This is a genomic window from Paenibacillus silagei (genome assembly GCF_017874735.1).
Classification (GTDB): Bacteria; Bacillota; Bacilli; order Paenibacillales; family Paenibacillaceae; genus Paenibacillus_AQ; species Paenibacillus_AQ silagei.
Genome location: NZ_JAGGLV010000010.1, coordinates 15,274 through 39,051 on the forward strand (window position 1 = coordinate 15,274; position 23,778 = coordinate 39,051).

At 53.7% G+C, this 23,778-nt stretch carries 21 protein-coding genes and 1 tRNA gene; 14 read left to right on the forward strand and 8 right to left on the reverse strand.

Going from position 1 to position 23,778, the window contains the following annotated elements; all coding sequences use genetic code 11:
- Window positions 1-9 precede the first annotated feature (9 nt).
- A complete protein-coding gene (locus J2Z70_RS16000) occupies window positions 10-1,101 on the forward strand; it encodes a LiaF transmembrane domain-containing protein (protein ID WP_209874757.1) in 1,092 nt (363 codons plus the stop codon).
- 117 nt (window positions 1,102-1,218) lie between these two features.
- Here J2Z70_RS16000 and J2Z70_RS16005 read toward each other — a convergent pair whose 3' ends face one another.
- Window positions 1,219-2,199, reverse strand: coding sequence for an aldo/keto reductase (locus tag J2Z70_RS16005; RefSeq protein WP_036696143.1), 981 nt, complete (start codon window positions 2,197-2,199; stop codon window positions 1,219-1,221).
- Window positions 2,200-2,426: 227 nt separating this feature from the next.
- On the opposite strand from J2Z70_RS16005, the gene leuB reads away from it, so the two are divergent.
- From leuB to J2Z70_RS16030, 5 genes are all read left to right on the forward strand, one after another.
- Window positions 2,427-3,509, forward strand: coding sequence for a 3-isopropylmalate dehydrogenase (gene leuB, locus J2Z70_RS16010; RefSeq protein ID WP_036727684.1), 1,083 nt, complete (start codon window positions 2,427-2,429; stop codon window positions 3,507-3,509).
- Between the two features lie 237 nt (window positions 3,510-3,746).
- Window positions 3,747-4,286 (forward strand): peroxiredoxin, encoded by a 540-nt coding sequence (locus tag J2Z70_RS16015; protein WP_036727686.1) that lies wholly within the window; start codon window positions 3,747-3,749, stop codon window positions 4,284-4,286.
- Window positions 4,287-4,607: 321 nt separating this feature from the next.
- A complete protein-coding gene (locus tag J2Z70_RS16020; protein WP_036727687.1) occupies window positions 4,608-5,015 on the forward strand; it encodes a hypothetical protein in 408 nt (135 codons plus the stop codon).
- Between the two features lie 334 nt (window positions 5,016-5,349).
- Complete coding sequence (locus J2Z70_RS16025; RefSeq protein ID WP_209874759.1) at window positions 5,350-6,453, forward strand: ATP-binding protein; 1,104 nt, start codon at window positions 5,350-5,352, stop codon at window positions 6,451-6,453.
- A 129-nt stretch (window positions 6,454-6,582) separates the two neighbouring features.
- The gene (locus J2Z70_RS16030; RefSeq protein ID WP_245368282.1) at window positions 6,583-8,115 is read left to right on the forward strand and encodes a leucyl aminopeptidase; all 1,533 of its coding nucleotides are present in this window, start codon (window positions 6,583-6,585) and stop codon (window positions 8,113-8,115) included.
- 108 nt (window positions 8,116-8,223) lie between these two features.
- On the opposite strand, the gene J2Z70_RS33670 is transcribed toward J2Z70_RS16030, so the two are convergent.
- The 4 genes from J2Z70_RS33670 to J2Z70_RS16045 all read right to left on the reverse strand — a co-directional run bounded on the left by J2Z70_RS33670 (window position 8,224) and on the right by J2Z70_RS16045 (window position 10,947).
- A complete protein-coding gene (locus tag J2Z70_RS33670) occupies window positions 8,224-8,355 on the reverse strand; it encodes a hypothetical protein (protein WP_256707444.1) in 132 nt (43 codons plus the stop codon).
- A gap of 112 nt (window positions 8,356-8,467) precedes the next feature.
- Window positions 8,468-8,659 (reverse strand): FeoB-associated Cys-rich membrane protein, encoded by a 192-nt coding sequence (locus J2Z70_RS16035; protein WP_339254387.1) that lies wholly within the window; start codon window positions 8,657-8,659, stop codon window positions 8,468-8,470.
- A gap of 36 nt (window positions 8,660-8,695) precedes the next feature.
- Window positions 8,696-10,708, reverse strand: a complete 2,013-nt coding sequence (gene feoB, locus J2Z70_RS16040; RefSeq protein WP_209874762.1) for a ferrous iron transport protein B — start codon at window positions 10,706-10,708, stop codon at window positions 8,696-8,698.
- The gene (locus tag J2Z70_RS16045) at window positions 10,705-10,947 is read right to left on the reverse strand and encodes a FeoA family protein (RefSeq protein ID WP_036696155.1); all 243 of its coding nucleotides are present in this window, start codon (window positions 10,945-10,947) and stop codon (window positions 10,705-10,707) included. Before J2Z70_RS16045 ends, feoB begins: the two co-directional genes overlap by 4 nt.
- A gap of 218 nt (window positions 10,948-11,165) precedes the next feature.
- On the opposite strand from J2Z70_RS16045, the gene J2Z70_RS16050 reads away from it, so the two are divergent.
- The 3 genes from J2Z70_RS16050 to J2Z70_RS16060 all read left to right on the forward strand — a co-directional run bounded on the left by J2Z70_RS16050 (window position 11,166) and on the right by J2Z70_RS16060 (window position 14,596).
- Window positions 11,166-12,125: an aldolase catalytic domain-containing protein gene (locus tag J2Z70_RS16050; protein WP_209874765.1), complete on the forward strand. Its 960-nt coding sequence runs from the start codon at window positions 11,166-11,168 to the stop codon at window positions 12,123-12,125.
- A gap of 188 nt (window positions 12,126-12,313) precedes the next feature.
- Window positions 12,314-14,437: a putative bifunctional diguanylate cyclase/phosphodiesterase gene (locus J2Z70_RS16055; RefSeq protein WP_209874768.1), complete on the forward strand. Its 2,124-nt coding sequence runs from the start codon at window positions 12,314-12,316 to the stop codon at window positions 14,435-14,437.
- An 85-nt stretch (window positions 14,438-14,522) separates the two neighbouring features.
- Window positions 14,523-14,596, forward strand: a tRNA-Gly gene (locus J2Z70_RS16060).
- A gap of 165 nt (window positions 14,597-14,761) precedes the next feature.
- Here J2Z70_RS16060 and J2Z70_RS16065 read toward each other — a convergent pair.
- Entirely contained in the window at window positions 14,762-16,117 is a 1,356-nt protein-coding gene (locus tag J2Z70_RS16065; protein WP_209874771.1) for a dipeptidase, read from the reverse strand.
- A 317-nt stretch (window positions 16,118-16,434) separates the two neighbouring features.
- Here J2Z70_RS16065 and J2Z70_RS16070 point away from each other — a divergent pair, with 317 nt between their 5' ends.
- From J2Z70_RS16070 to J2Z70_RS16080, 3 genes are all read left to right on the forward strand, one after another.
- A complete protein-coding gene (locus J2Z70_RS16070; RefSeq protein ID WP_209875200.1) occupies window positions 16,435-17,385 on the forward strand; it encodes a TRM11 family SAM-dependent methyltransferase in 951 nt (316 codons plus the stop codon).
- A 49-nt stretch (window positions 17,386-17,434) separates the two neighbouring features.
- Window positions 17,435-18,052, forward strand: coding sequence for an NUDIX hydrolase (locus tag J2Z70_RS16075; protein ID WP_209874774.1), 618 nt, complete (start codon window positions 17,435-17,437; stop codon window positions 18,050-18,052).
- 202 nt (window positions 18,053-18,254) lie between these two features.
- Window positions 18,255-18,410 (forward strand): hypothetical protein, encoded by a 156-nt coding sequence (locus J2Z70_RS16080; protein WP_155991586.1) that lies wholly within the window; start codon window positions 18,255-18,257, stop codon window positions 18,408-18,410.
- Between the two features lie 100 nt (window positions 18,411-18,510).
- On the opposite strand, the gene J2Z70_RS16085 is transcribed toward J2Z70_RS16080, so the two are convergent.
- Both J2Z70_RS16085 and abc-f read right to left on the reverse strand, forming a co-directional pair.
- Window positions 18,511-18,984: an ASCH domain-containing protein gene (locus J2Z70_RS16085; RefSeq protein ID WP_209874776.1), complete on the reverse strand. Its 474-nt coding sequence runs from the start codon at window positions 18,982-18,984 to the stop codon at window positions 18,511-18,513.
- A gap of 45 nt (window positions 18,985-19,029) precedes the next feature.
- Entirely contained in the window at window positions 19,030-21,048 is a 2,019-nt protein-coding gene (abc-f, locus tag J2Z70_RS16090; protein WP_209874778.1) for a ribosomal protection-like ABC-F family protein, read from the reverse strand.
- 461 nt (window positions 21,049-21,509) lie between these two features.
- On the opposite strand from abc-f, the gene J2Z70_RS16095 reads away from it, so the two are divergent.
- Window positions 21,510-21,887: a PH domain-containing protein gene (locus J2Z70_RS16095; RefSeq protein WP_036696174.1), complete on the forward strand. Its 378-nt coding sequence runs from the start codon at window positions 21,510-21,512 to the stop codon at window positions 21,885-21,887.
- Between the two features lie 226 nt (window positions 21,888-22,113).
- Window positions 22,114-23,691: a gamma-glutamyltransferase gene (ggt, locus tag J2Z70_RS16100; RefSeq protein ID WP_209874781.1), complete on the forward strand. Its 1,578-nt coding sequence runs from the start codon at window positions 22,114-22,116 to the stop codon at window positions 23,689-23,691.
- Window positions 23,692-23,778 lie beyond the last annotated feature (87 nt).

Sequence of the window (23,778 nt, forward strand, 5' to 3'; positions counted from 1 at the left end):
AATTAAACGATGGGGAGATGGAAAATCGGCAGCTTTACCGCCGCAATAGGGTGCATAATAGTAGGCGTTATTGTAGTCATGGCTCAATATGGTGTAATCACGTACGATGTGCTGGGTTATATCTGGCCGGCCCTGCTTATCCTGTTCGGCCTGGAGATGCTGCTTAGGCTCTTCATTAAATCAGATGTCAAAAGCCGCGTAAGCGGCTGGGCCATTCTGCTGATCATTGTGCTTATCGCGGCAAGCGGGGCACAGACGGTGCTGGCCGGAGGCTCGCTGAGCAGTATCTTCGGCAATACCAAGCTGGTGCCGGTGAACGGGAAGGTAGAAGTGAAGCAGGAGATTAAGAATGTGCGGATTGATCTGCCTCAAGGCAAGGTTAAGCTCCAGGGTGTGGATGGGAGCACGCTGACGTATGAAGGAAAGCTGGAGCTGCCGGGCAATACAGACAATGAAGCAGCAAGTGCTCTGGAGCGTAAATGGAAAGTGACGACCGAGGGCGACACGCTTGTGATGGAGCTGGAAGGAGATTCAGGCTGGCTCTCCAATATCCAGATCGGCTTTAATAACAATGCGCCATATCTGAATGTCGGCATTCCGCAGAATCTGGCCGCTCAGGTAGAGACCAGTGACGGTTCCATCGAAGCCGGGGGGCTGGCCGCAGGCATTAATGTGGATACGAGCAACGGAACGATGGATATCCATGATGTCTCCGGAGGGGTGAAGGCTCATAGCAGCAACGGCACGCTGACGGTAAAGAATGTACAGGGCGGAGCAGACCTGGTTAGCTCGAACGGTGCGATTACGCTGGGGAATATTGACGGCGCTGTGTCGGCCAGAAGCAGCAACGGCAAGATTACAGTCAATTCGGCAATCACAGGTGCATGGGAACTGAAATCCAGCAACGGCAAGATTGTCTTGGGTCTTCCGGCGGTAACGGATGCCAAGATTACGGCAGATACCAGTAACGGATCACTTAAAGGCAACGTGGACTGGGGCGGCGACGATGAGGACCATGGAACGGCTGTACTTGGAAAAGGCACCCATGAGGTCACCTTGTCCACCAGCAATGGTTCTATAACAGTGGATACGGCGCAATAAAAGACATAGAAGCATAAAGAGCTGTTCACCGGATACGTTATGCCGGTGAACAGCTCTTTATTGTAAGAGAAGAAATGTTATCGGGAGGTTATGCAGGCTGCAGCCAGTTAGTTCTGATTACCAGGCATAAGCCTTCGGAGCCGCACCGCCGGGTCCGGGGAAAATCTCGTCCAGACGCTTCAGCACGGACTCGTCCAGAACGACCTCCAGGCTGCGCAGCGCGCTCTCGAACTGCTCAAGCGTACGCGGTCCGATGATTGGCGCTGTTACGGCAGGGTTGGCCAGCAGCCAGGCCAGTGCGATATTATCCTGCGGCTCGCCCAGCTCCAGACTCAGCTCCGCAAAGGCCTCAAGCTGCTTCTTGTGCTGCTCCACACGCTCCGCGTTGCCGCCGCTGCGGCTGCCCTCGATCTTCTTCAGCGCATTGCGTCCCAGCAGCCCTCCGTCAAGCGGACTCCACGGAATAATGCCGAGGCCCAGATGCTGCGCCGCAGGCAGAACCTCAAGCTCCGGCAGACGGCAGGTCAGGCTGTATTTATGCTGCTCGGATACCAGTCCAAGGAATCCGCGGGCCTTCGCTTCCTGCTGGGCAACGGCAATATCCCAGCCGGCGAAGTTGCTGGAGCCGGTGTAGCCGATCTTGCCTTGGCTGACCGCAAGCTCAAAGGCGCCCCACAGCTCGTCCCAGGACACGTTACGGTCGATATGGTGCATCTGGTAGAGTTCGATGTGATCGGTCTGCAGACGCTGCAGGGAGCCCTCCAGATGGCGGCGGATAATGTAGGAGGAGAGGCCGCCTTCATCATTGGGTCCATCCAGCTTGTCACTCATCGCCCCGTAGACCTTGGTCGCCAGGACAACCTTCTCACGGCGTCCGCCGCCCTGCTTGAACCAGCGGCCGATAATAGTCTCGGTCAGACCCGAGTTCTCACCCCATCCATACACATTGGCGGTATCAAAAAACTGGACTCCCGCGTCCAGCGCCGCATCCATAATCCGGAAGGCTTCCTTCTCGTCGGTGATGGGACCGAAGTTCATCGTTCCCAGACAGAGGCGGCTTACCTTCATACCAGACTTGCCAAGCTTCGCGTATTGCATCTTGAGATCACTCCTCTTCCATATGATTAGAGATCCGATAATTTCACCTACCCATTAATTGTAATCAATTGGCGGGACAAGGGCAAATTAGGGATTTGTCTCACTTATAGGCTATATCTATGAACGTGATAGAATCTATATCTTTGTCCTTTGTCCTTCGTTATGATACAACAATATACAGAAGAACTATGTCTGCGACCAGCAGGACTACCTAAGGAGTGACAGGAATGAGCGAGGTCAAAAAAATCGCCGTAATTGCCGGGGACGGTATCGGACCTGAAGTTGTGGCGGAAGCGGAAAAGGTATTGAAAAGAACGGAAGAGCTGTTCGGGTATACATTTGAAACAGAGCACGCCCTGTTCGGCGGAATCGCCATTGATGAACGCGGAACTCCGCTGCCTGAGGATACGCTTGCGATCTGCCGCAGCGCCGATGCCGTATTGCTTGGAGCCGTAGGCGGACCGAAATGGGATAACAATCCTAAGGAGCTGCGTCCAGAGACCGGACTGCTCGGTATCCGCAAGGCGCTTGGCCTATTCTCCAATCTGCGTCCGGCGGTGGTCTTCGATTGTCTGAAGGATGCTTCGACGCTGAAGCCGGAGGTCCTGGAAGGCACAGACCTGATGGTCGTGCGTGAATTGACAGGCGGGATCTACTTTGGGGACAAGCTGCGCCGTCAAGGTGAGCATGGGGAAGAAGCGGTAGATACTTGTGTCTACAACGTCACTGAAGTGGAACGGATCGTACGCCAGGCGTTCGAGATTGCCGGGAAGCGCCGGGGCAAGCTGGCGAGTGTCGACAAAGCCAACGTTCTGGAGACCTCCCGTCTGTGGCGTGAAGTGGTGAACAGACTGGCGCCGGAATATCCGCAGGTTGAAGTTGAGCATGTGCTGGTGGATAACTGTGCGATGCAGCTGCTGCGCCGTCCTTCGAGCTTCGATGTCATCGTGACTGAGAATATGTTCGGTGATATCCTGAGCGATGAAGCAGCGATGCTGACAGGCTCCATTGGTATGCTGGCCTCCGCTTCACTGGGAGAAGGCAGCTACGGCCTCTATGAGCCGGTTCACGGCTCCGCGCCTGACATTGCCGGACAGGGGCTGGCGAACCCGATTGCTACGATCCTGTCGCTTGCACTGATGTTCCGTATGACCTTCGGCTACGAGAATGCAGCCGCAGCCATTGAAGCCGCAGTTGCGGAGGTACTGGATGCCGGTCACCGCACGAGCGATATCGCAGTTGATAAGAGCAAGGCGATCAGCACCACAGAGATGGGCGACCTGATTGTAGCCGCTATCCGCAAAGCCTAGTTCTACCACATGTATCCCTTTTGACGCAGAATGAAGAAAAACTTCACAAAATGTTGCTTATTTATAATTATTATAAAAAAGTAATCAATGTAATATTGACTTTGATTTTGTACGATGATAACATTTGGTCTGTACCCGTAAGAATGTAACCATCCAATAAAATCAAGAAAAGCATATTGCATCCGGCAACGGTCCGGTAGCTGTTTTTCTTACATAATCAAAAGGAGGATTTAAGCAATGGCAGAACGTTTGGTAGGTAAACCCGCTCCTGACTTCTTCATGGAGACAGTAACAGGCGACGGTAAGGATTTCGGTAAGGTAAGCTTGTCCGACTATCGCGGCAAATGGCTTGTATTCTTCTTCTATCCGCTTGATTTCACCTTCGTATGTCCAACTGAAATCACAGCCCTGAGTGATGCTGCTGCAGATTTCGCAGAGCTTGATACAGAAATTCTAGGTGTGAGCATCGACTCCATCCATAGCCACAAGGCTTGGTTGTCTACACCTAAGGATATGAACGGTCTTGGCCAGATCAACTTCCCTCTGGCTTCTGATATCACGAAGAAGGTTGCCAGCGATTATGGCGTCCTGATTGAAGAAGAAGGCATTGCGCTGCGCGGACTGTTCATCATCGATCCTGAAGGTGAACTGAAGTATCAGGTTGTTAACCATAACGATGTGGGCCGCAGCGTTGAAGAGACATTGCGTGTGCTGCAGGCTCTCCAATCCGGCGGGCTGTGCGCTATGAACTGGAAGCCAGGCGACAAGAACCTGTAAGCTTCCGGGCCTCATGAACCGCGATCTTTGATATACTAAGAGGACCTCCTTGCGGGAAGCATTATTCCCTTCAAGGAGGTTTTTTGTAAACAGATAAGAATGTATATGCTTCGCGCTATAATTATCCTTATCTTTCTCGCTGAAACGGTACCGTCCTTTAAAAGGACGGCAAAGCCGTTTCCACTTGAGATATGGAATGACGTTTGAAAATGGGCATAAAGGTTAATATATAGCTTGTAAGGAGAGGAATCTCTCCCGCTGTTTTGTAATATAATAATAGGAAATCAAATCAACGACAACACTCAAGGAGGGTGAACAAAAATGAGCTTTTGCTGTGGAGCGAGTATGGTTGGAACGAAGGGGACCCTAAAGCATTATCGCACGCAAGTCCATAATGTTCCCCTGCTTTTTTGTCCGGTATGCCACCGGGTAGAGGTACATTACAAAGTCGAGAATGAATATGAAATTCTGGCGGAATATGCCCATGGCGACGGCGTCACGGATGTGGATTTCCAGGATTATGTGATGGAGGAAGAGGAAGCGATCTTCGAGAACGTCATCAATATGGAGAGCGAGGACCCGCTCGCGATCATACGCAGCCAGATCGATATGTCGCTGGACCTGCTGGCGGTTGCCAAACAGATCGGCGACTCCAAATGGGAACGTGAGCTGAAGAAGCGTCTGGCTGTCATGAGCCAGCGGCGTCACCGGCTCCAGCAGAAGGCTTGAATATCTGTCTTGATCCTGCCACCATCATGTTATAAATCAGTGAGCTCCCGCCGCCTGGCGGGGGCTCTTTTCAATGTATTTGCAGGAAATAAATCATTCCCCTCCCACTTAAATGTGTCTTAAGAATCATTTTAAGAATATTTTTGCCATTCGACAGATTCTCTGATTGCGTTGTCTTCTTCTCTTGGATATGATTGGAATATAGTTGAAACGGTTGGATAATACAATACGATTTTCGAATGTTCTGGCGGCTTCGTCATATACTCAGATACATAGTAATTTGATGTCGCTTAAGCGTCTTCGTCAATTGCAGTAAAAGGGGGAACTTCGTATCGTGATAAGCCAATATCAGGAAAGCTTGCTATTATCGGCAAGAACGTTTCAATCTGGTCCGATGGATACCACATTTGAGGATGTGCTGGAGCACATCGACAGCGGGATTCTGCTTTTTGATGATGAGGGTGTGCTGACTTTCGTCAACAAGCAGATGTACGGCATTCTGGAGCTTAACCGTCACTCTCTTCTGGGCTGCACCTTGCATCATCTGTTATCCCATATTCAGCTCAGCCGCTTCAAGAAGAAACAGGTGCTGAGGAGTTATCGTGAAATGGTGCTCAAAGGTAAGCCAAGCTATGAATTTGTGGATGAATATGGACGGTACTGGCGCGCAACCCTGTCCAGCGGAAAGGAAATGAAGGGCAGCTACCTGTTCACATTCAAAGAGATCTCCGATTACAAGCTGATTGAACAGACGGCCTACCAGAACGACAGCCTGGCCATGCTGGGCCGGTTATCGGCCTCCATCGCCCACGAGATCCGCAATCCTCTGACGGCTATCCGGGGGTTCATCCAATTGCTTCATCCCCATCTGCATCTGCTCGGCAAAGAAGAATATGCGAAGATTATATTAGCGGAGATTGACCGTGCCAATGACATTATTCATGAATTTCTGACTTCCTCCAAGCCTTCTGTGCCGCAGATCAGCATGATTCCTGTCTCTGCCTTGCTGAAGGAAGTGGTCCTGCTGACAGAGAGCGAGGCGCTGATGAAGGGCTGCCAGATCAACTTGCAGGTGCTCCAGGAGGACCTAGTCATCTCAGGGGATATTAAGCAAATGAAGCAGGTTGTGCTGAATATGATCAGAAATGCGATGGAAGCGATCTCGGAGCGGGTGGATGATTCTGTAGGCCGGATTGAGGTAGGTGCACGTAAAGAAGGAACAGAGGTGCGCATCTTCATCTCTGACAACGGTAAGGGAATGGATATCTGCACGCTTGACAGACTATTCAATCCGTTCTTCACTACGAAGGAGAATGGGACGGGACTCGGACTTTCCGTCAGTGACCGGATCATCAAGAATCATGGCGGCTGCATCTCGGTCAGCAGCCGGCTGAATGAAGGAACCCGGTTCGTCATTTCGCTTCCGCTTACTCACTAATGCTATCTTAAGCTCTTTGTTCTCGGTGGAGTGCATACGGGTTATAATTAATATGTAAGGGCTGATTCCTGCGATGCACGAACAAGTGCGGGAGATCAGCCTTATCTGCGTTAGTCGGAGGGATGAAGTTTGATCTTTGAATGGAGCAGTGATGCCGGTAAAGCTTCACCGCAAGGAGATGCTGTATGTCTAATCATCTCAGAGGCACAGGCACAGGGAGAAGGACTTCCGGCAGATTGGGCCGCGAGAGTCAGCCTATTGTCCGCTGCGGGCCTGTTCAGCGGCAAACAAGGGCAAGTGTATATACTGCCCGTAATGGAGCAGCCTGAGCAGCCTGTGGTCATTCTGGCCGGAAGCGGAAAGGGCCAGATGGGTATGCACGAGCTGCGGCAGCTGATGGCGCAGACCGCCAGGGCAGCTTATAGACTGAAGGCCGCTACGCTGGTTGTGCAGATATTGGCGGTACCGGGCGGGCTGACTGGGGCGCTGAAGGCGGAGCAGGCCGGCCAGGCCATCGCGGAAGGGCTGGTCCTGGGGTCTTACCGCAGAAGACACTATAAGCTGGACCAGGCAGCCTATACGGGTATAGATACGGTACATCTGCTTACGGAAGGCAAGAGCGAAGCAGCAGACGAGGAAGCCTGGAGACAAGGCATCAAGCGGGGGAAGGCTTTCGGGGAGGCTGCCAACCTTGCCCGTGATCTGACCAACCGTCCGGGGAATCTGCTGACTCCTTCGGGTCTTGCAGTGGCTGCCATCGAAATTGCACAGCGGCACGGGCTTCCGGCTGAAGTACTGGATGAACGGGAGCTTGCGCTTAAGGGAATGGGCGGCTTGCTTGCGGTCGGCAGCGGCAGTGTGAATCCTCCCCGCATGATTGTTATTCGCTATCAGGGGACGAATCAATGGGAGAACGCAGTGGGCTTGGTCGGCAAAGGAATCACTTTCGATACCGGGGGTATCTCCCTGAAGCGGGCACCGGGCATGGAGAGCATGTTCAGTGACATGGCCGGGGCCGCAGCCGTTCTGGCGGTTATCGATGCGCTGGGGCATTTGCGTCCCAAGGTCAATGTGGTCATGCTGATTCCGGCGGCAGAGAATATGCCGGCAGCGAATGCTTATAAACCGGGCGATATCATTACTACCCTCAGTGGAAGAACGGTCGAAATCATCAATACTGATGCGGAGGGACGGATCATTCTGGGAGATGCGCTCACCTATGCCCGGGAATGGGGCGCACAGCGGATCATTGACGTAGCTACGCTGACAGGAGCTGTGGTGTCGATTCTGGGAGATGTGGCTACAGGGGCAGTAACGAATGATCAAGCATTCCTGGAAGAGCTTCTGGCAGCCTCAAGGCTGTCAGGGGAGCACATCTGGCCGTTGCCTGCCTATCCTGAATTCCGGGAGATGCTGACAAGCGAGGTTGCGGATCTCCGCAATGCTGCCGGACGATATGGAGCTGCCAGCACGGCGGGGCTGTTCATCGGAGAATTCGCCGAGGGATTGCCGTGGGTGCATCTGGATATTGCAGGGACTGCCTTTCTGTCTGCGGAACGGGGTGTGAATCCTAAGGGTGCCACAGGTATCATGGTCCGCACCTTGCTGGAATATCTGCTGAGCGCTGCGGCTGAACCAGATCACCGCTCCCCTGAGGCCTAGACCGAATTGTCCAAACAGACACAAAGAGCCGCAGATTCTCAGTTTCCTGAGACCTGCGGCTCTTTGTTCATTTGGAATCCTGCTTCTCATAACTGCGGGAATAGCAGCCTATTTACGGGCCTTCATCTGGGCAGTCAGGGATTGGACGCCATTCATAATCTTATCCCGTGTATTCTTATTCTTCAGCAAGTAGGCGGCTCCCAAGGCTACCGTCGTAAACAAAGTCTTCTTGGTGTTCATGGTTATTCCTCCTTGGCAATAGTCTGGTTGTTAAAAGCTTATAACTAACATACCCGCATGCCAAGGTTTCTAAACGAAAGAATACTAAGTCTGTATCCGCTAGAACTGCATCCTAGCGCTTGCTGCCCAGCGAAGCACTGCCGCAGGACAAAGGTGAATCCATCGCTGCTGCGGGACAGGTCTTGCCCTTGTCACAGCCCGCACAGGCCCCCTGCTTGCCTTTCTGCACATGGCGGTAGATTATCCAGCCGGAATACCCGAATATTAGTGCCACAATCACAATATTAACGATCATTGCCGTCATCGCTTCCTCTCTTAATAACTTGGACTTGCTGCGGGGCTACGACCATCCGAGCAAACGTCCTCCTTGATAGATCACCAGTGACACCGCATAGGCCAATACCAGAGAGTAACCCATGGAGAAGAATGTCCATTTCCAGGACGCAGTCTCTTTCTTGATAACGCCGACAGTGGCCAGGCAAGGAATGTAGAGCAGGATAAAGGCCATGAAGCTGATCGAGCTAAGCGGTGTAAAGACTGATGCAATCTGGCCTTCCAGTCCCGCTGTATCCGGAGCATGGTAGATGATGTTCATGGTAGAGACCACAACCTCTTTCGCGAGGAAGCCGGGCACCAGAGTTGATCCCGCCTGCCATGTTCCGAAGCCGAGCGGCTGCAGCAGCGGGGCAATGAAGCCGCCGAATTTGGCCAGGAAGGAGTGATCCATGTCCACATTGAGGCCGCCAGGACCAGCGTAGGACATCAGCCAGATCAGGACCGATCCGGCCAAGATGATGGTCCCTGCTTTGCGCAGGAAGCCCTTGCCCTTCTCCCAGGTGCTGCGGCTCAGTGTCTTGAGCTGCGGCATCCGGTAAGGAGGCAGCTCGATAATGAAGATAGACGCCTCATTCTTGAACAGATACTTGGAGAAGAACTTACACAGAACCAGGGCAAATACAACGCCCATGACATACATAGAGAGTACAGCTGCAGCTTGCTGGGCAGGGAAGAAGACGGCTGCGAACAGCAGATAGACTGGAAGCCGGGCAGAACAGGACATCAGCGGCATAAGCAGTGTCGTCAGCATCCGGTCCTTGGGTTGTTCAATACTTCGGGCCGCCATAATCGCCGGTACGTTGCAGCCAAAGCCGATAATGAACGGAATGAAGGCCTTGCCGTTCAGTCCCATCCGTTCCATCGTGCTGTCCATCAGCAGGCAGACACGGGCCATATACCCGGAATCCTCCAGGAAGGAGATCATCAGGAACAGGATGAATATCTGCGGGACAAATACGAGCACGCCGCCCACACCGCCGATGAGACCATCAACGATCAGTGCGTGCGTGAATTCCGAAGCTCCGATGGCCCCCAGCAGCGAATTCGTCCAATCGCTGAGCTGACCGCCGATGAAGCCATCCAAGAGATCTGACAACGGCCCGCCAATCCAGTCAAAGGTAGTTTTGAACATGGCATACATAAACAGGATGAACAGGGGCAGTCCGAGAAAACGGTGGGTAAGGATGGAATCCAGACGTTCGGTCAGATTATGCGGTTTTTGCAGGGTGGAGTCTATCGCTTCAGCGCACACCTTGCGGATGTAGTCCATGCGGACCGAGCGAATCCACTGGGGAAGAGTGAGTGCAAGCTTATCCCGCTGCAGCCGGGTCTGAGCGGTATCTGCAATCAGCAGCAAGCCGGAAATATCCGTCCGCTTCTCAAGCAGCTCCAGGATTACCGGGTTCTGCTCCAGCAGCTGGAGAGCAACCCAGCGGAGATTAGGCAGACCAGAGATCTTTTGCAAATGTGTAACAATGGAGGCTATGGCTTCTTCAGCGAGTTCTCCATAATTCAACTGGAAGGTAACAGGCGGGATATGGGAAGGCTGCTCCAGCACGCTAAGCACCTGACCGGTTCCTTTGCCTGTCCGGGCAATCAGCGGCAGCACGGGAATACCAAGCTGTTCCGAAAGAATGTCGGGGTTCACCTGAATGCCGCGCGCCTTGGCAACATCGGTCATATTCAGTCCGAGGATCGTCGGCTTGCCATACTCCAACAGTTGCAGGGTAAGCAGCAGGTTTCGTTCCAACTGCGAGGCATCGACAATATTGATAAGTGCTTCAGGGGTTTCTTCGATTAGATATTGTGCGGCTACGCCCTCATCACGGGAGAGGGGGTGAAGGGAGTAGATTCCAGGCAGATCGATGAGCTTCCCGGCTCCGTTCTTCAGACTGCCGATTTTTTTCTCAACCGTAACGCCTGCCCAGTTCCCTACGTATTCGTAGGAGGAAGTCAGGGTATTGAACAGCGAGGTTTTCCCGGTGTTGGGGTTCCCCACAAGTGCAATGGAGCTCATGATACCTTCACCTCTATCATAGATGCTTCCTTCCGCCGGATAGCAAATAGCTGACCGTTACATTCAAGCGTAATCGGACCCATGAACGGCCCTTTGCCCTTAAGACGGATCATTACACCCTCAGATACTCCCAGATCGGCCAGACGGCGGCGCAAAATTGGATTCATGCCTTCAATTCTTTGAATGGAGCCGGTAGTGCCTGGTTGCAAACGCAGCAAGGAGCAGGATGTTAGAGCCATTGTTATCCCTCCGAAAGAGACTGATAATCAATCTCAATGATTTCTTGTAATGTAGCATTTTACTGCCATTTATTCTGTGATTAATGTCATTGTTTCTGTTAGCGAAAATCGATATGAAGATTACTGAAATTTTCTTTACAATATCTTCTTCATTAAAGTATGATTGAACGATAATATAAGCATAGTACTAAAGAGATACCCCGAAGGGAGAACAGATTGTGAAGACTAATCATAGTAAAATTGTCGATTGTACCATCCGTGATGGCGGATTGGTAAATAACTGGGATTTCAGTGTTGAATTTGTTCAGAAATTATATGCCGGACTGAATGAAGCCGGTGTTGATTATATGGAAATCGGATATAAGAACTCGCCGAAGCTGCTCAAAGGGGCAGAGGGTGCAGGCCCTTGGCGCTTTTTGAATGATGACTTCCTGCGCAAGGTCATTCCGCAAAAGGGGCATACGAAGCTGTCGGCTCTGGTCGATATCGGCCGGGTGGACGAGAATGATATTCTGCCACGCAGCGAGAGCATGCTCGATCTGATCCGTGTGGCTTGTTACAGCAAGGATGTGGACAAGGCCCTTCAGCTGGTGCAGACCTTCCATGACCTGGGCTATGAGACGACCATTAATATTATGGCCCTGTCCAATGTGATGGAGAATGAGCTGCTGGAAGCCTTCGAGCAGATCCGTGAGAGCGTAGTTGATGTAGTCTATATCGTGGATTCTTACGGCAGCCTGGATCATAATGACTTTCATTACCTGGTAGAGAAGTTCAAGACACATCTTCCGGAGAAGCGGCTCGGTGTGCATACCCACAACAATCTTCAGCTGGCCTTCTCCAATACGCTGATTGCAGCCGAGAAGGGGGTAGAGCTGCTGGATGCTTCCTGTTATGGAATGGGCCGCGCCGCAGGCAACTGTCCTACAGAGCTGCTGGTTACCCATCTGAAGAATACGAATTATACGCTCCGGCCTGTTCTGGATATCATTGAGAACCTGATGATCCCTCTGCGGGAGAAGGAAGAGTGGGGCTATATCATTCCGTATATGATTACAGGAACGCTGGACGAGCATCCCCGCTCGGCAATGGCGCTGCGATCTTCGGCCGATAAAGATAAGGCGGTTGACTTCTATGACACACTGACAACACCCGAGGTCAATTTCGGGGACAAATAACCGTCTGGAAGGAGAAAGCACTGGCCTCTGTTTGTAGGCAGGTGCTTTTTTTCTGCCGAATCTGCTTCCTTGCAATATTAGTAGGTGATCAATGTAACTTTACAGAGCTATCTAGCCGATATTTATACATAGGACATCATACACATCCATCTGACTTTATAGATATTATTTTTAGACGCGAGGGACTTATGAGACAAGAAGAGAGAAAGACGATTCATGCGGCTATTCTGGGGGCTGTGCTATTCCTTCTGATCCAGATTTTTCGTACACCGCTGGGCCGAATCGAGGACAAGGATTTACTGATAGCCTTTTACCTTATTTTGGGCTGCTGTACTGTCGCGTTCGGTTTTGCGATTTTTGCCCAGGGCTGGCTGCTGTTCGCCAATAGTTTATCTAAGGCTAGGCTGTACACCTCTGCATTATTCTTGGGGGTGAGCATTTTTGATTTCCTGCATGTACTCGGGTTTGTAGGTATTCCTGGAATCACCTCGTATATCAGCCCGGAGCAGTCCTTATGGCTCCTGACGTTCTCCCGGCTGGCTAGTGCACTGGGGATTATGCTTATTTTCAGCAGAGAAGACCAGCTTGTAGGAAACGGTGTCAAGGGGAAGGTGTTTCGGAATGCTTTTGTGGTGATTCTGCTGTCTTTGGCTGTGTTTGGTCTCGGCAACCTGATTGTCTCCGGGCTGGCGGACGAACCATGGGCAGAAACGGCAAGAGACCTGATGAACATGGCGATACTGTTAGTCTATTTGCTTGGTGCTGCGATTATTATCTATCCTGGCAAAAGCGAAAAGTCAGCCTCTCTGCTGATTATTATCCGTTCCCTTGTGTTCTTCTCACTGGCTCAGGTCTTCTTCATGAATCTGTTCAGTGTCGGAGAATTAGATTATCTCTTCGGGATGCTCAGCAGCGCAGCGGCCTATTATCTTCTGCTGACCGGGGTCTACAGATTGACGATTGAGGAGCCATTTCAGGAGAATCAGCAGGCGGAAGCGCGTATTAATTATCTGGCGTATCACGATGAGCTGACAGGTCTTCCGAACAGACGCCGCCTGATGCAGCGCATGGAAGAGGTGGTGCTCCAGAGTGAGCAGGACAAAAGCCGCGGCTTCGCCGGGCTGGTCATTATGAACATCAACCATTTCAAGAATATCAATGACTCTCTTGGCCATTATGCAGGAGATCTGCTGTTGCAGCTGGTCGCCCGGCGGATCGGGGATGAGGTTAGAGTCAATGAAGAGCTCTTTAGTATGGGAGCGGACGAGTTTGCTTTTCTGATGACGGAGCGGACGGGTCTGGAGAATTGTCTGGTCCGGGCGGGTGAGCTGCTGCGCCTGTTCGAGACACCAGTAGGCCTGGAGTCGGGCGAATACCATATCTCGCTGAGCCTGGGGGTAAGCATCTACCCCGGGGATGGAGATACGGCAGAGCAGTTGATACAGAATGCAGACACAGCGGTGCACAATGCCAAGGATCAGGGGGTGGAGATCCGCCGCTATATTCCGGCTATGCAGATGAAGGCGAAGGAACGGCTCAAGCTGGAGAACGATCTGCGCCGGGCGCTGGAACGGGGGGAGTTCTATCTGGTCTATCAGCCCCAGGTACTGCTTGAGACAGAAGAGATTGTCGGCATGGAGGCGCTGTTGCGCTGGAACCATCCCAAACGCGGCTTGGTCTCTCCGGTGGATTTCATTCCTATCGCTGAAGAGAGCGGGCTAATTGTCCCCATTGGGGAATGGGTGCTTAAGACGGCCTGTATGCAGAATAAAATGTGGCAGGATGCCGGCTATCATCCGATTTGCGTGTCCATTAACCTCTCGATGCGCCAGTTCCTGCAGCCCAATCTGGCCGGCAAAATTGATGCCATCCTGAAGGATATCGGTCTAGATCCCTGCTACGTGGATTTGGAGATTACCGAGAGTATGACTCTGGACAAGGAGACCGCCTTCGACCAGTTGAACCGCCTCAAAAGACTTGGCGTATGCATCAGCATCGATGATTTCGGCACAGGCTACAGCTCGCTGCATTATCTGAAGAATATGCCGATTGACCGCTTGAAGATCGACCGTTCCTTCGTATCCGATGTCATGGAGGACAGCAACAATGCCGCGATTGTCTCTACGATTACCTCGATGGCCCACCATTTGAAGCTCAAGGTCACCGCCGAAGGTGTGGAGAACAAGGATCAGCTGCACTTTCTGCGCCAGCAGCATTGCCATGAGGCCCAGGGGTATCTGTTCAGCAAGCCGGTGAAGGCGGCTGAATTCGAACAGTCCTTCCTCAGGCCTTTGCTGGAAATGCCGTCGTAACCTCTGGACCTCCGGTATCTGAATTTAATAGGGTTGCAATTTATTCGTAGTGATGCTACAATGTTTCTTGTACTCAATTCGAGTTGCGGGTGTAGTTCAATGGTAGAACTTCAGCCTTCCAAGCTGATAGCGTGGGTTCGATTCCCATCACCCGCTCCATATTTAACTTCCGAAATCCTTGTCCGCAAGGGTTTTTTTGTTGTGAAAATGAGGGCGCGTGGGCCCAATGTAGGCGAAAGTAAAACAAAAAGCAGCCAGGCCTCCGATCCTTCGGGGGCCTGGCTTACTTATATGATGTGACAGGTAAGCCGTCTGCCTTGGACGTTAGACGGTCTTCAGGAACTCGACAAGGGTCAGCAGGCCTTTGTCGAAGTTCTCCAGATTGAAATGCTCGTCCGGCGCATGCAGGTTCTCGTCATCGAGTCCGAAGCCCATCAGGACGACCGGCGCCTTCAGGATGCGGGCGAAGCTCTCCATGATTGGGATGGAGCCGCCGTCTTTGGTGAAGAGGGCACGTGTGCCGTAGACCTTGCCATAAGCATCGGCAGCGGTCTGCAGGATCGGGTGCGACGGATCGATGTTGAAGGCGCGTGCCTTTTCCATCTGCTTCACCTGAACCTTGGCGCCGCTCTGGATATTAGCCTTCAGATGGGATTCAACGGCATCCAAGATGTGCTGCGGGTCCTGGTCGCCGACCAGGCGGCAGGTAATCTTGGCATGGGCTTCCTTCGGGATTACTGTCTTGCTGCCTTCGCCTTGGAAGCCTCCGTATACGCCGTTCAGCTCCAGCGTTGGACGCGCGCCGACCCGTTCCACGAAGGTGTAGCCTTCTTCGCCGTACAATTGCTCCAGGCCGAGGGCGTTCCGGATTTTGTCTTCATCCACACCTTGCTTGGCGAATTCTTCACGTAGCAGCGGGGACAGGGCAGGCACACCTTCGTAGAAGCCTTCTACAGATACGCGGCCCTTGTCATCGTGAAGGGTGCTGAGCAGCGAGACGAGCGCATGCAGCGCATTGGGAACGCCGCCGCCGTAGGAGCCGGAGTGCAAATCAGTCAAGGCGGTGTTCACTGTGACCTCCATCGAGCAGAGACCACGGAGCCCGGTGCAGATGGCGGGGCGTCCGCGTTCCAGCAGGGAGGTATCCGAGACGAGAACGGCATCTGCCGCAAGCTTGTCCTGGTTAGCTTCCAGGAATGGCGGCAGGTTGACGCTGCCAATCTCTTCTTCCCCTTCGATGCAGAGCTTGATGTTGACCGGCAGCGTGCCCTCTTGCTTCAGGATAGCCTCGATGGCTTTGATATGCATGAATACCTGGCCCTTGTCGTCTGTAGCGCCCCGCGCATACAGCTTGCCGTCACGGATCTCCGGTTCAAACGGAGGCGTAGTCCACAGGTTCAGCGGATCCACCGGCTGTACATCATAATGGCCGTAGACCAGAATGGTCGGCTTGCCGGGAGCGTGAAGGTAGTCTGCATAGATCACCGGATGACCGGCTGTAGGGTGCAGCTCGATATTCTCAAGGCCTGCACGCTTCAGGGTCTCTACCAGCCAGCCGGCTGCGGTATTGATGTCTTCCTTATGGCTGGACAGGGCTGAAATGCTGGGGATAGCCAGCCATTGCTTGAGTTCGCTGAGCTGGGCTTCGCGCTCAGCCTGAAAGTAAGTTTCGTATGACATTGTGGTTATGTACCTCCTTGGAATTCGCTGCTTAATACCACAGCTACCCGTATTATGCGGCGAAAGGCATAACGGAGGGTCTCTGCGGCTCAGGTTCGGCAGTGTAATGCATTCATTATACTGGAGATATCCCCATGGATCAAAAAAGGATTGTCCCGGCCCTTCAACATAGGGTGACTGGAGCTGCGTAGCTTAGGTAACACTTCCTTGCAGGCTGTTGATTACTGGCAGTAACCGTGATAGACTTACTTAGTTTAAGCAAAGGAACCGCCGAGCGCGGCGGAAGCGACAGGAGCGAAATTGTAGTGTCAACGAATATGCCTGCAAGTGTTGAACCGATATATATTTATACGTATGCCCATTCGCCGGATGAGACCTCATTGTGCGGGATGGAGCTGCGCTGCCTGTTCGGCCGGGAGATCCCTCCGGCTATATTTGCAAGCGGGGTAGAGGCGGATGTCAGCCGCAGCCCTTTTATCAAAGAGCGGATTGATGTGATGTACGAAGGGGACACGCTCCCGGAGATCTACAAGCAGACAGAGCAGGTAGAGCTGGGGGGGCGGAGCTTCAAGGTTATTTTTGTGAAGACTAATGATCTGGCTCCTGAACACAAAATCGAATACGGTGAGCGCAGAGTGATTGAGCGGGAAATTGGCCTGCGGATTGAGGGAGAGGCGGATGTGAACCATCCGGAGCTGGTGTACGGGATTGTAACGCTCGGCGGACGCTGGTACTTCGGCTCTTATCATAAGAACAATGCAACCTGGTTCCGGCAGATGCACAAGCCCCGCAGCTACTCCATAGCGCTCAGCACACGGGTAGCCCGGGCAGCGGTCAATATGGCGGTTCCGCGCATACCCGGTGTGAAGCTGATCGATCCCTGCTGCGGAATTGGCACAGTAATGGTGGAAGCTCTGTCGATGGGAATCGATGTCGTCGGCCGTGATATTAACCCGCTCATAGCGGCAGGTGCGCGGACGAACATTGCTCACTTCGGCTTCGAGAGCGTTGTTACGCTCGGAGATATCGCAGACATCCAGGAGCATTTCGATGCAGCGATCGTGGACATGCCTTATAATCTGTATTCACGGATTACCCCCGAAGAGCAGTTTGCGATTCTGAGCCATACGCGGCGGATTGCGGACAGAGTGGTCATTGTAGCGATTGAGGCTGTGGATGAGATGATTGCTGCCGCCGGTTTTACAATTATAGACCGTTGTGTGGCGCGAAAAGGTGCGTTCTCCCGTCATCTGATGCTGTGCGAGTAGACCCCTTGAATTAAGGGCGTAACTAAATCCGAGTGAAGGCGGTGTGCTTATGGAACCGAAATGGTTAACCTGGGCCAAAGAAATTCAAGCGATTGCCCAGACTGGACTGACGTATGCCAAGGATGTATATGATATTGAGCGTTATCAGGCACTGCGCGAGCTGAGCGTGGATATTCTGGCAAACTATACGTATGAGAGCAAGGAGCGCATCCGGCTCTCCTTCGCGGGCGAAGGCGGGTATAGCACACCTAAGGTGGATATCCGGGGAGTTATTTTTCAGGAGGATAAAATTCTGCTCGTACACGAGAAGCTCGACGGAAAATGGGCGCTGCCCGGAGGGTGGGCGGATATCGGCCTGTCACCGAGTGAGGTGGCTGTCAAGGAGATTGCCGAGGAATCCGGCTACCAGGCGGAAGCGGTTCGTCTGCTTGCTGTACTGGATAAGAAGTTCCATCAGCATCCGCCGGAGCCATACCATACCTATAAAATGTTCATCCTGTGCAGAATTACCGGCGGGGAGGCGGCGGGTGGTGTGGAAACGAGCGGTGTTGGATTTTTTGCCGAGGATGCATTGCCCGAATTGTCTGAAGAACGCAACACGGCAGAGCAGCTACACACTATGTTCCAATATTTACATCATCCCGAAAAAGAAGTAATATTGGACTAAAGCACTGCATATAATAGATAACCAAGAGTGTATATAAGTTTTATTAATACATTTTTTGGTTAATATTATTTATGTAAGCCTTTACAGTGATGATCCGCTGAGCCTTTATATCTAAAAAATTTATCGAAAACATCTCTTTTTGGGCCTGGCGGTCTACATTTTTTCCTCTGCTTTGACGATAAGAATTTTAGGAGGGGATCGCATGGAACAAGAAGAGCTAAGACTTCCGCTTGCGCAGGAGGGGATGACCCGGCCTACAGAGGGCAATATCGCCACGGGCCTGGTATGGGGTGTCCTGATCAGTATTCCCTTATGGATCTCGTTGATCGGCTGGATGATGGGCATCTGGAATTTCTAGGACCCGTCCGCAGCAATAGCTAAGTCTCACTACTACTAACTGCACATATACAATGAAGGCTGCCTCTTCCAAGTGAAGAAGCAGCCTTTTTATGCTGAATTTACAAGTCGTTGTTGATATGCGCCAGCTGGAAGGTCTCGCAGACCACCCGCATATCCGGGTCGAAGGGCTTACCCTCACGCTCCAGCTCCCTGGTGAAGAACACCTCATGCTCGTAGCGCCAGGATTCAAGGCTGCGGTCATCCTCCCCTTCGGAGTAGGCGAATTCAGCGGTTACCTCAGCGAATGGAACGACCTCCACTTTCGTTGTTTCGATGATCGCGCGCGGATGCCCTGTGCTGTCCAGCAGGACGGATAGTCCGCCTGTAAAAGGCATGGTCAGCCCTTGAGCTTCAATCAACTCATAATTCTGCGCGGTCCCGGTCTTGATTCCTCTCAGAACCAGATCCAGCAGCTCATCTGCCAGCCGGGGATTGTCGCCGAACGCCCAGGCGCTGTCGAATTTGTCCGCTGCTTCCGGATGCTTCACCAGATAACTCTCCCAATATTTCGCAATTTCCGGGGTTAATGTCATTACGGTCACCTCTACTTTAGATTTAGTCTTTAGTCTGGCTAAAATTCACATCTCCGCTTCGCTTAACCAGCCGCTATACAGCTCATCGAGCTTCTGCTGCGCAGCATCTCTCATTCCTTGCAGCTCGGCCAGCTTCTCTGCATTGCTCGACAGCTGCGGGTCCAGCATCTCGGCATCGATAAGAGCAAGCTGCGCTTCCGCAGCGGCAATGTCCTGCTCCCACGAAGCCGCCGGACGCGGCTTGCGGTTCGGACTGGCAGGGCCGGAGGGTGATCCCCCTGTATTCTTGCGGCGGGAGGAAGCGGATTCCGTACCCGAACCTGCTGAGGCAGAGGCGGAGGCAGAAGGGGAGCGGTCTACCTGCCCGCTTACAGAGCGGGGCTTGCTGGTGCCGCCTCCGAAAGGTTGCGTGACCTCCTGCCGCTGGGCGGCTTCGGCCTGCTTTTCCTTATAGTATTCGTAGTTGCCCGGGAAGGAGGAGAAGCGTCCGCCGTCAATATGCCAGAGCTTGCCGAAGCAGCGGTTGATGAAATAACGGTCATGGGATACCGCCAGCACGGTGCCGGGGAATTCCTCCAGTGCTTCCTCCAGCGCTTCGCGGGAATCGATATCCAGATGGTTGGTCGGCTCATCCAGAATGAGCAGATTCGGCCTCTTGTGCATCAGGATCGCGAAGCGCAGCCGGGTCCATTCTCCTCCTGACAGGTTGGTGATGCTCTTGAAGACATCGCTGCCGTAAAAGAGGAAGCGGGCCAGCTGGCCGCGGGCTTCGCCTTCTTCAAGTCCGGCCTCCTCGCGGAAATACCGCAGCACGGAGTGGCCGCCCTCCTCCGGCACAGCTTCCTGGGCAAGATAACCGACGACAGCTCGGGAAGCAAGCGTACAGCTCCCGCTGTCCGGTGTCTCCTGGCCAAGGATGATCTTCAGCAGGGTACTTTTGCCTGCTCCGTTGCCGCCAATCAGTGCGGTGGTCTCGCCGTATCTCAGAATATCGCTGGCGGCCGAGAAAAGCCTGCGCTCCCCGTAAGACTTGCTGATCCGGTCCAGGATGACCACCTGGTTGCCGGTCCGGTCCTCCTGCTGGAGCTGCAGATCCATGGACTTTCGCTCCAGGATCGGGCGTTTGACCTTGACCATCCGGTCCAGCGCCTTCTGCATGGACGCAGCACGGCGGTGGAAGGAAGGGTTCGGCGGATTGGAGCGGTTGCCCCATTCAATCAGCCGTTTGATACTCTCCTGCATCTGCTTGATCTTCTTCTGCTGCTCCTGATAGTCAGCGAATTGCTGAAGGAGCCGGGCTTCCTTCTCCACCTGATAACCGCTGTAGTTCGTATGGAAGGTGAAAGCCTCCCCGTCTTCAATCTCGATGACCTTCTTCACCACGGCATCCAGGAAGTAACGGTCATGGGAGATCGCCAGCACCGTGCCGTCATAGCTCTGGAGGAACTGCTCCAGCCACTCGATAGCCTCCATATCCAGATGGTTGGTCGGCTCATCGAGCAGCAGGATGTCGGGACGGCGCAGCAGCAGCTCGGCCAGCCCTACCTTGGTCTTCTCCCCGCCGGAGAGGGAGGAGAAGCGGCGGTCGTACTGCTCCGTTCCAATCCCCAGCCCTGAGGCTACACGCTGGATCGAGGCTTCCAGCTCATAGCCGCCTGCGGCCTCGAACTTCTCCTGAAGGGTGCCGTATTCCTTAAGCAGCCGGTTCCAGGCCTGCCCGTCTTCGCCCGCGCCGGAGGAAGACATCTCCTGCTCCAGCTCCCGCAGGCGGCGCTGCCAGCCGAGCTGCTCGGCGAAGCTGCGCTGGAGGACGGCATAGACCGTGTCGCTCTCGTTCACCTCCTGAATCTGGGCAAGCAGACCGATGACGCTGCCCCGGCGGATGGAGAGCTGCCCTTGGTCCGGACGTTCTTCTCCGCTCAGCAGGTGGAAGAGGGTGGTTTTGCCGCAGCCGTTGCGGCCGATCAGGCCGATTTTTTCGCCTTGGCGGATATCGAAGGTGACATCGCTCAGAACGAGCTGGGCACCGTGGTATTTTTGGATATTTTGACATGAGATAATCATCGTTATTCTTCTCCTTTAATTAGGAATGCACTCTCCTTCGCCGTCCTTTGGCTTCTGCGGATTCCGGTCAAAACAGCATAAAAAGGCCGCAGGGAAATTTCCCTGCGGCCTGAGTATTCTTCGGGTTAGGATATCCGTTGAAGTGTAGGCGAGAAAGGCATTTCACAATGTTGTAGTGTTATTAAATTCATGTAAATGGACAGACTTCTCCCGTTGTCCAGATTTGCATGAATAACGCCAGCCATAATATTAATCAGCCGGCTGCTAACACTGTTGGTCCGATTGTGATCCATTCTCCTACACCTCCTTTTTGATAAATTTAAAGCTAGTGTAACCAAAAATCCCGAAATAAGCAAGGGAGAATTGTTCCCGCAGAGACATAAATGCATGGCACTGCAAGTAGTATGGAGTGTGGCGAAGGGGCGTTGACCTTATAACGGCTGCGGGAAAAGAGGAGAGTTATGGCGATTTTTAACGGATTGCTCGGCAATGCAACTCAGGTAGAGCTGGGGGAGGTGCAGCGGGAATACGGACGGATTCTGGCTCCGAATGAAAAGATTGAGCGCGCCTATAAGCTGGTCCGGGACATGTTTATTTTTACAGACAAGCGGCTGATTCTTGTAGACAAGCAGGGGATGACCGGCAAGAAAACCGAATACCACTCTGTTCCTTACAAAAGCATCACCCATTACTCTGTGGAGACGGCGGGGCATTTCGATCTGGATGCGGAGCTGTGTCTGTATATCTCGGGCGCGGGGCTGCCGCTGAAGAAAACCTTCAACAAATCGGTGGATATTTACGAAGTGCAGGCTGTGCTGTCGCAATATATCCTGAAGTAAGGGGGCGCACAGAGGGCGTACTAAGGCTGTAGCCTGCTGCAGCTCCATATAACAGACGGGTAGAACGAATGCCCGCCTGGGTCTGCTTCCGTCCTGAAATTTGTGCATGGTTCACAAAATAAGCGGCAGCAAATGTACGGTCCTGCGGAAGCCGTTGACAGGGGTTCAGGTCCTGCTGTTAAATGACACTAACTTAAGCGGCAGGGATGGGAGGCGGAGGCGGAACATGAGGAGAGGACCGGTGACCGGAACGAAAACGATGGTGGTCAGCCCGCATTATCTGGCCTCGGCGGCGGGCGCGCAAGTTTTGGCCAAAGGCGGCAACGCCTATGATGCGGCCGTTGCAGTCAGCGCGGCGCTGGCTGTGGTCTACCCGCATATGACCGGGCTCGGCGGCGACGCCTTTTGGCTGGGGTACAGCGCCAGCGAAGGGCGCGTGCGGGCCTACAACGGCAGCGGACGCTCGGGCTACGCCGTCCGCCGGGACTGCTATGCCGGGGAAGAGGCCATTCCCCGGCGGGGTGTGCGCAGCGCCATTACGGTGCCCGGAATGGCGGATAGCTGGGAGGCCGTCCAGCGGGAGTATGGACGGCTGACCCTGGCCGAGGTGCTGGAGCCGGCTATCGGCTACAGCGCCGGGGGCTTTCCGCTGTCGCCGGACCAGCATGGCGGCAGTGTTCTGGCCGGAGCCGCGCTGTCGCCTGAAGCGGCGGCGGTGTATCTTCCCGGCGGCCGGATACCGGCGGCGGGAGAGCGGTTTGTGCAGCGGCAGCTGGCAGGGACGCTGCGGGCGCTTGCGGCGGGAGGCCGGGATGCTTTTTATAAAGGGAGCATTGCGGAAGAGATCAGTGATTACATGCAGGCTTCCGGCGGGTACCTGACCCGCGATGATTTCGCGGACCACCAGGGAAGCTGGGAAGAGCCGCTCCAGACGGAGTACCATGGGCATACCGTCTATCAGGTTCCACCGAACTCGCAGGGCTTCACGGCGCTCATGGCGCTTAATATCCTGGAGCATTCTAACTTCGCGGAGATCAGCCATGGCTCCTATGAATATTATCATCTGCTGGTGGAGGCGCTGAAGCTGAGCTTCCTTGACCGTGATCAGGTGCTCACTGACCCGTCCTTCAGCAGCATTCCGCTGGACCGTCTGCTGAGTAAGCCTTATGCGGCTCAACTCGCGGCGGCAATTTCTCCCCGTAAGGCACTTGCTCTCAGCAGCGAACCGGTTGGAAGGGACACGGCTTACGCAGCGGTGGTGGATGAAGAGGGCAATGCGGTGTCATTCATCCAGAGTCTGTATTTCGAATTCGGTTCGGGGGTTGTGGCCGGGAATACGGGAATTCTGCTCCAGAACCGCGGGTCCTTCTTCTCGCTTGATCCCGCCCATGTCAATACGCTGGAGCCCCACAAGCGCACCTTCCACACGCTGATGCCGGCGATGGCCTGCCGGGACGGGAAGCCGGCCTATCTCTATGGCACACAGGGCGGTGAAGGCCAGCCGCAGACGCAGACCCTGCTGCTCACGCGCATGCTTCACTATGGGATGGACCCGCAGACTGCGGTGAGTGAACCGCGCTTCGTCTGGGGCAGAACCTGGGGGGAGCCGACCCAGGAGCTACGGATCGAGAACCGGGTAGCAGAAGTCGTACGGGCAGAGCTGGCGGAGGCGGGACATCTGGTCCGTGAGGCAGAGAGCTATGACGGGGTGATGGGTCACGCCCACGCCATCTCGATTGACGGTAACGGCTACCGCAGCGGGGGGACGGACCCCCGCTCTGATGGAGCGGCTATCGGGTGGTAAGCGATTTGGATTCTTGGCGGGAAGGTCAAGGAGATAAGGAGATAGAGGGATAAGGAGACAAGGAGATAAGGAGATAAGGAGATAAGG

Bases quoted from the DNA above. Each gene is read 5' to 3' on its own strand.
- J2Z70_RS16000 (WP_209874757.1), top strand. From the start codon at position 10: ATGGGGAGATGGAAAATCGGCAGCTTTACCGCCGCAATAGGGTGCATA.
- J2Z70_RS16005 (WP_036696143.1), bottom strand. From the start codon at position 2,199: ATGCAATACGCGAAGCTTGGCAAGTCTGGTATGAAGGTAAGCCGCCTC.
- leuB (WP_036727684.1), top strand. From the start codon at position 2,427: ATGAGCGAGGTCAAAAAAATCGCCGTAATTGCCGGGGACGGTATCGGA.
- J2Z70_RS16015 (WP_036727686.1), top strand. From the start codon at position 3,747: ATGGCAGAACGTTTGGTAGGTAAACCCGCTCCTGACTTCTTCATGGAG.
- J2Z70_RS16020 (WP_036727687.1), top strand. From the start codon at position 4,608: ATGAGCTTTTGCTGTGGAGCGAGTATGGTTGGAACGAAGGGGACCCTA.
- J2Z70_RS33670 (WP_256707444.1), bottom strand. From the start codon at position 8,355: ATGAACACCAAGAAGACTTTGTTTACGACGGTAGCCTTGGGAGCCGCC.
- J2Z70_RS16035 (WP_339254387.1), bottom strand. From the start codon at position 8,659: ATGACGGCAATGATCGTTAATATTGTGATTGTGGCACTAATATTCGGG.
- feoB (WP_209874762.1), bottom strand. From the start codon at position 10,708: ATGAGCTCCATTGCACTTGTGGGGAACCCCAACACCGGGAAAACCTCG.
- J2Z70_RS16045 (WP_036696155.1), bottom strand. From the start codon at position 10,947: ATGGCTCTAACATCCTGCTCCTTGCTGCGTTTGCAACCAGGCACTACC.
- J2Z70_RS16055 (WP_209874768.1), top strand. From the start codon at position 12,314: ATGAGACAAGAAGAGAGAAAGACGATTCATGCGGCTATTCTGGGGGCT.
- J2Z70_RS16065 (WP_209874771.1), bottom strand. From the start codon at position 16,117: ATGTCATACGAAACTTACTTTCAGGCTGAGCGCGAAGCCCAGCTCAGC.
- J2Z70_RS16070 (WP_209875200.1), top strand. From the start codon at position 16,435: ATGCCTGCAAGTGTTGAACCGATATATATTTATACGTATGCCCATTCG.
- J2Z70_RS16075 (WP_209874774.1), top strand. From the start codon at position 17,435: ATGGAACCGAAATGGTTAACCTGGGCCAAAGAAATTCAAGCGATTGCC.
- J2Z70_RS16080 (WP_155991586.1), top strand. From the start codon at position 18,255: ATGGAACAAGAAGAGCTAAGACTTCCGCTTGCGCAGGAGGGGATGACC.
- J2Z70_RS16085 (WP_209874776.1), bottom strand. From the start codon at position 18,984: ATGACATTAACCCCGGAAATTGCGAAATATTGGGAGAGTTATCTGGTG.
- abc-f (WP_209874778.1), bottom strand. From the start codon at position 21,048: ATGATTATCTCATGTCAAAATATCCAAAAATACCACGGTGCCCAGCTC.
- J2Z70_RS16095 (WP_036696174.1), top strand. From the start codon at position 21,510: ATGGCGATTTTTAACGGATTGCTCGGCAATGCAACTCAGGTAGAGCTG.
- ggt (WP_209874781.1), top strand. From the start codon at position 22,114: ATGAGGAGAGGACCGGTGACCGGAACGAAAACGATGGTGGTCAGCCCG.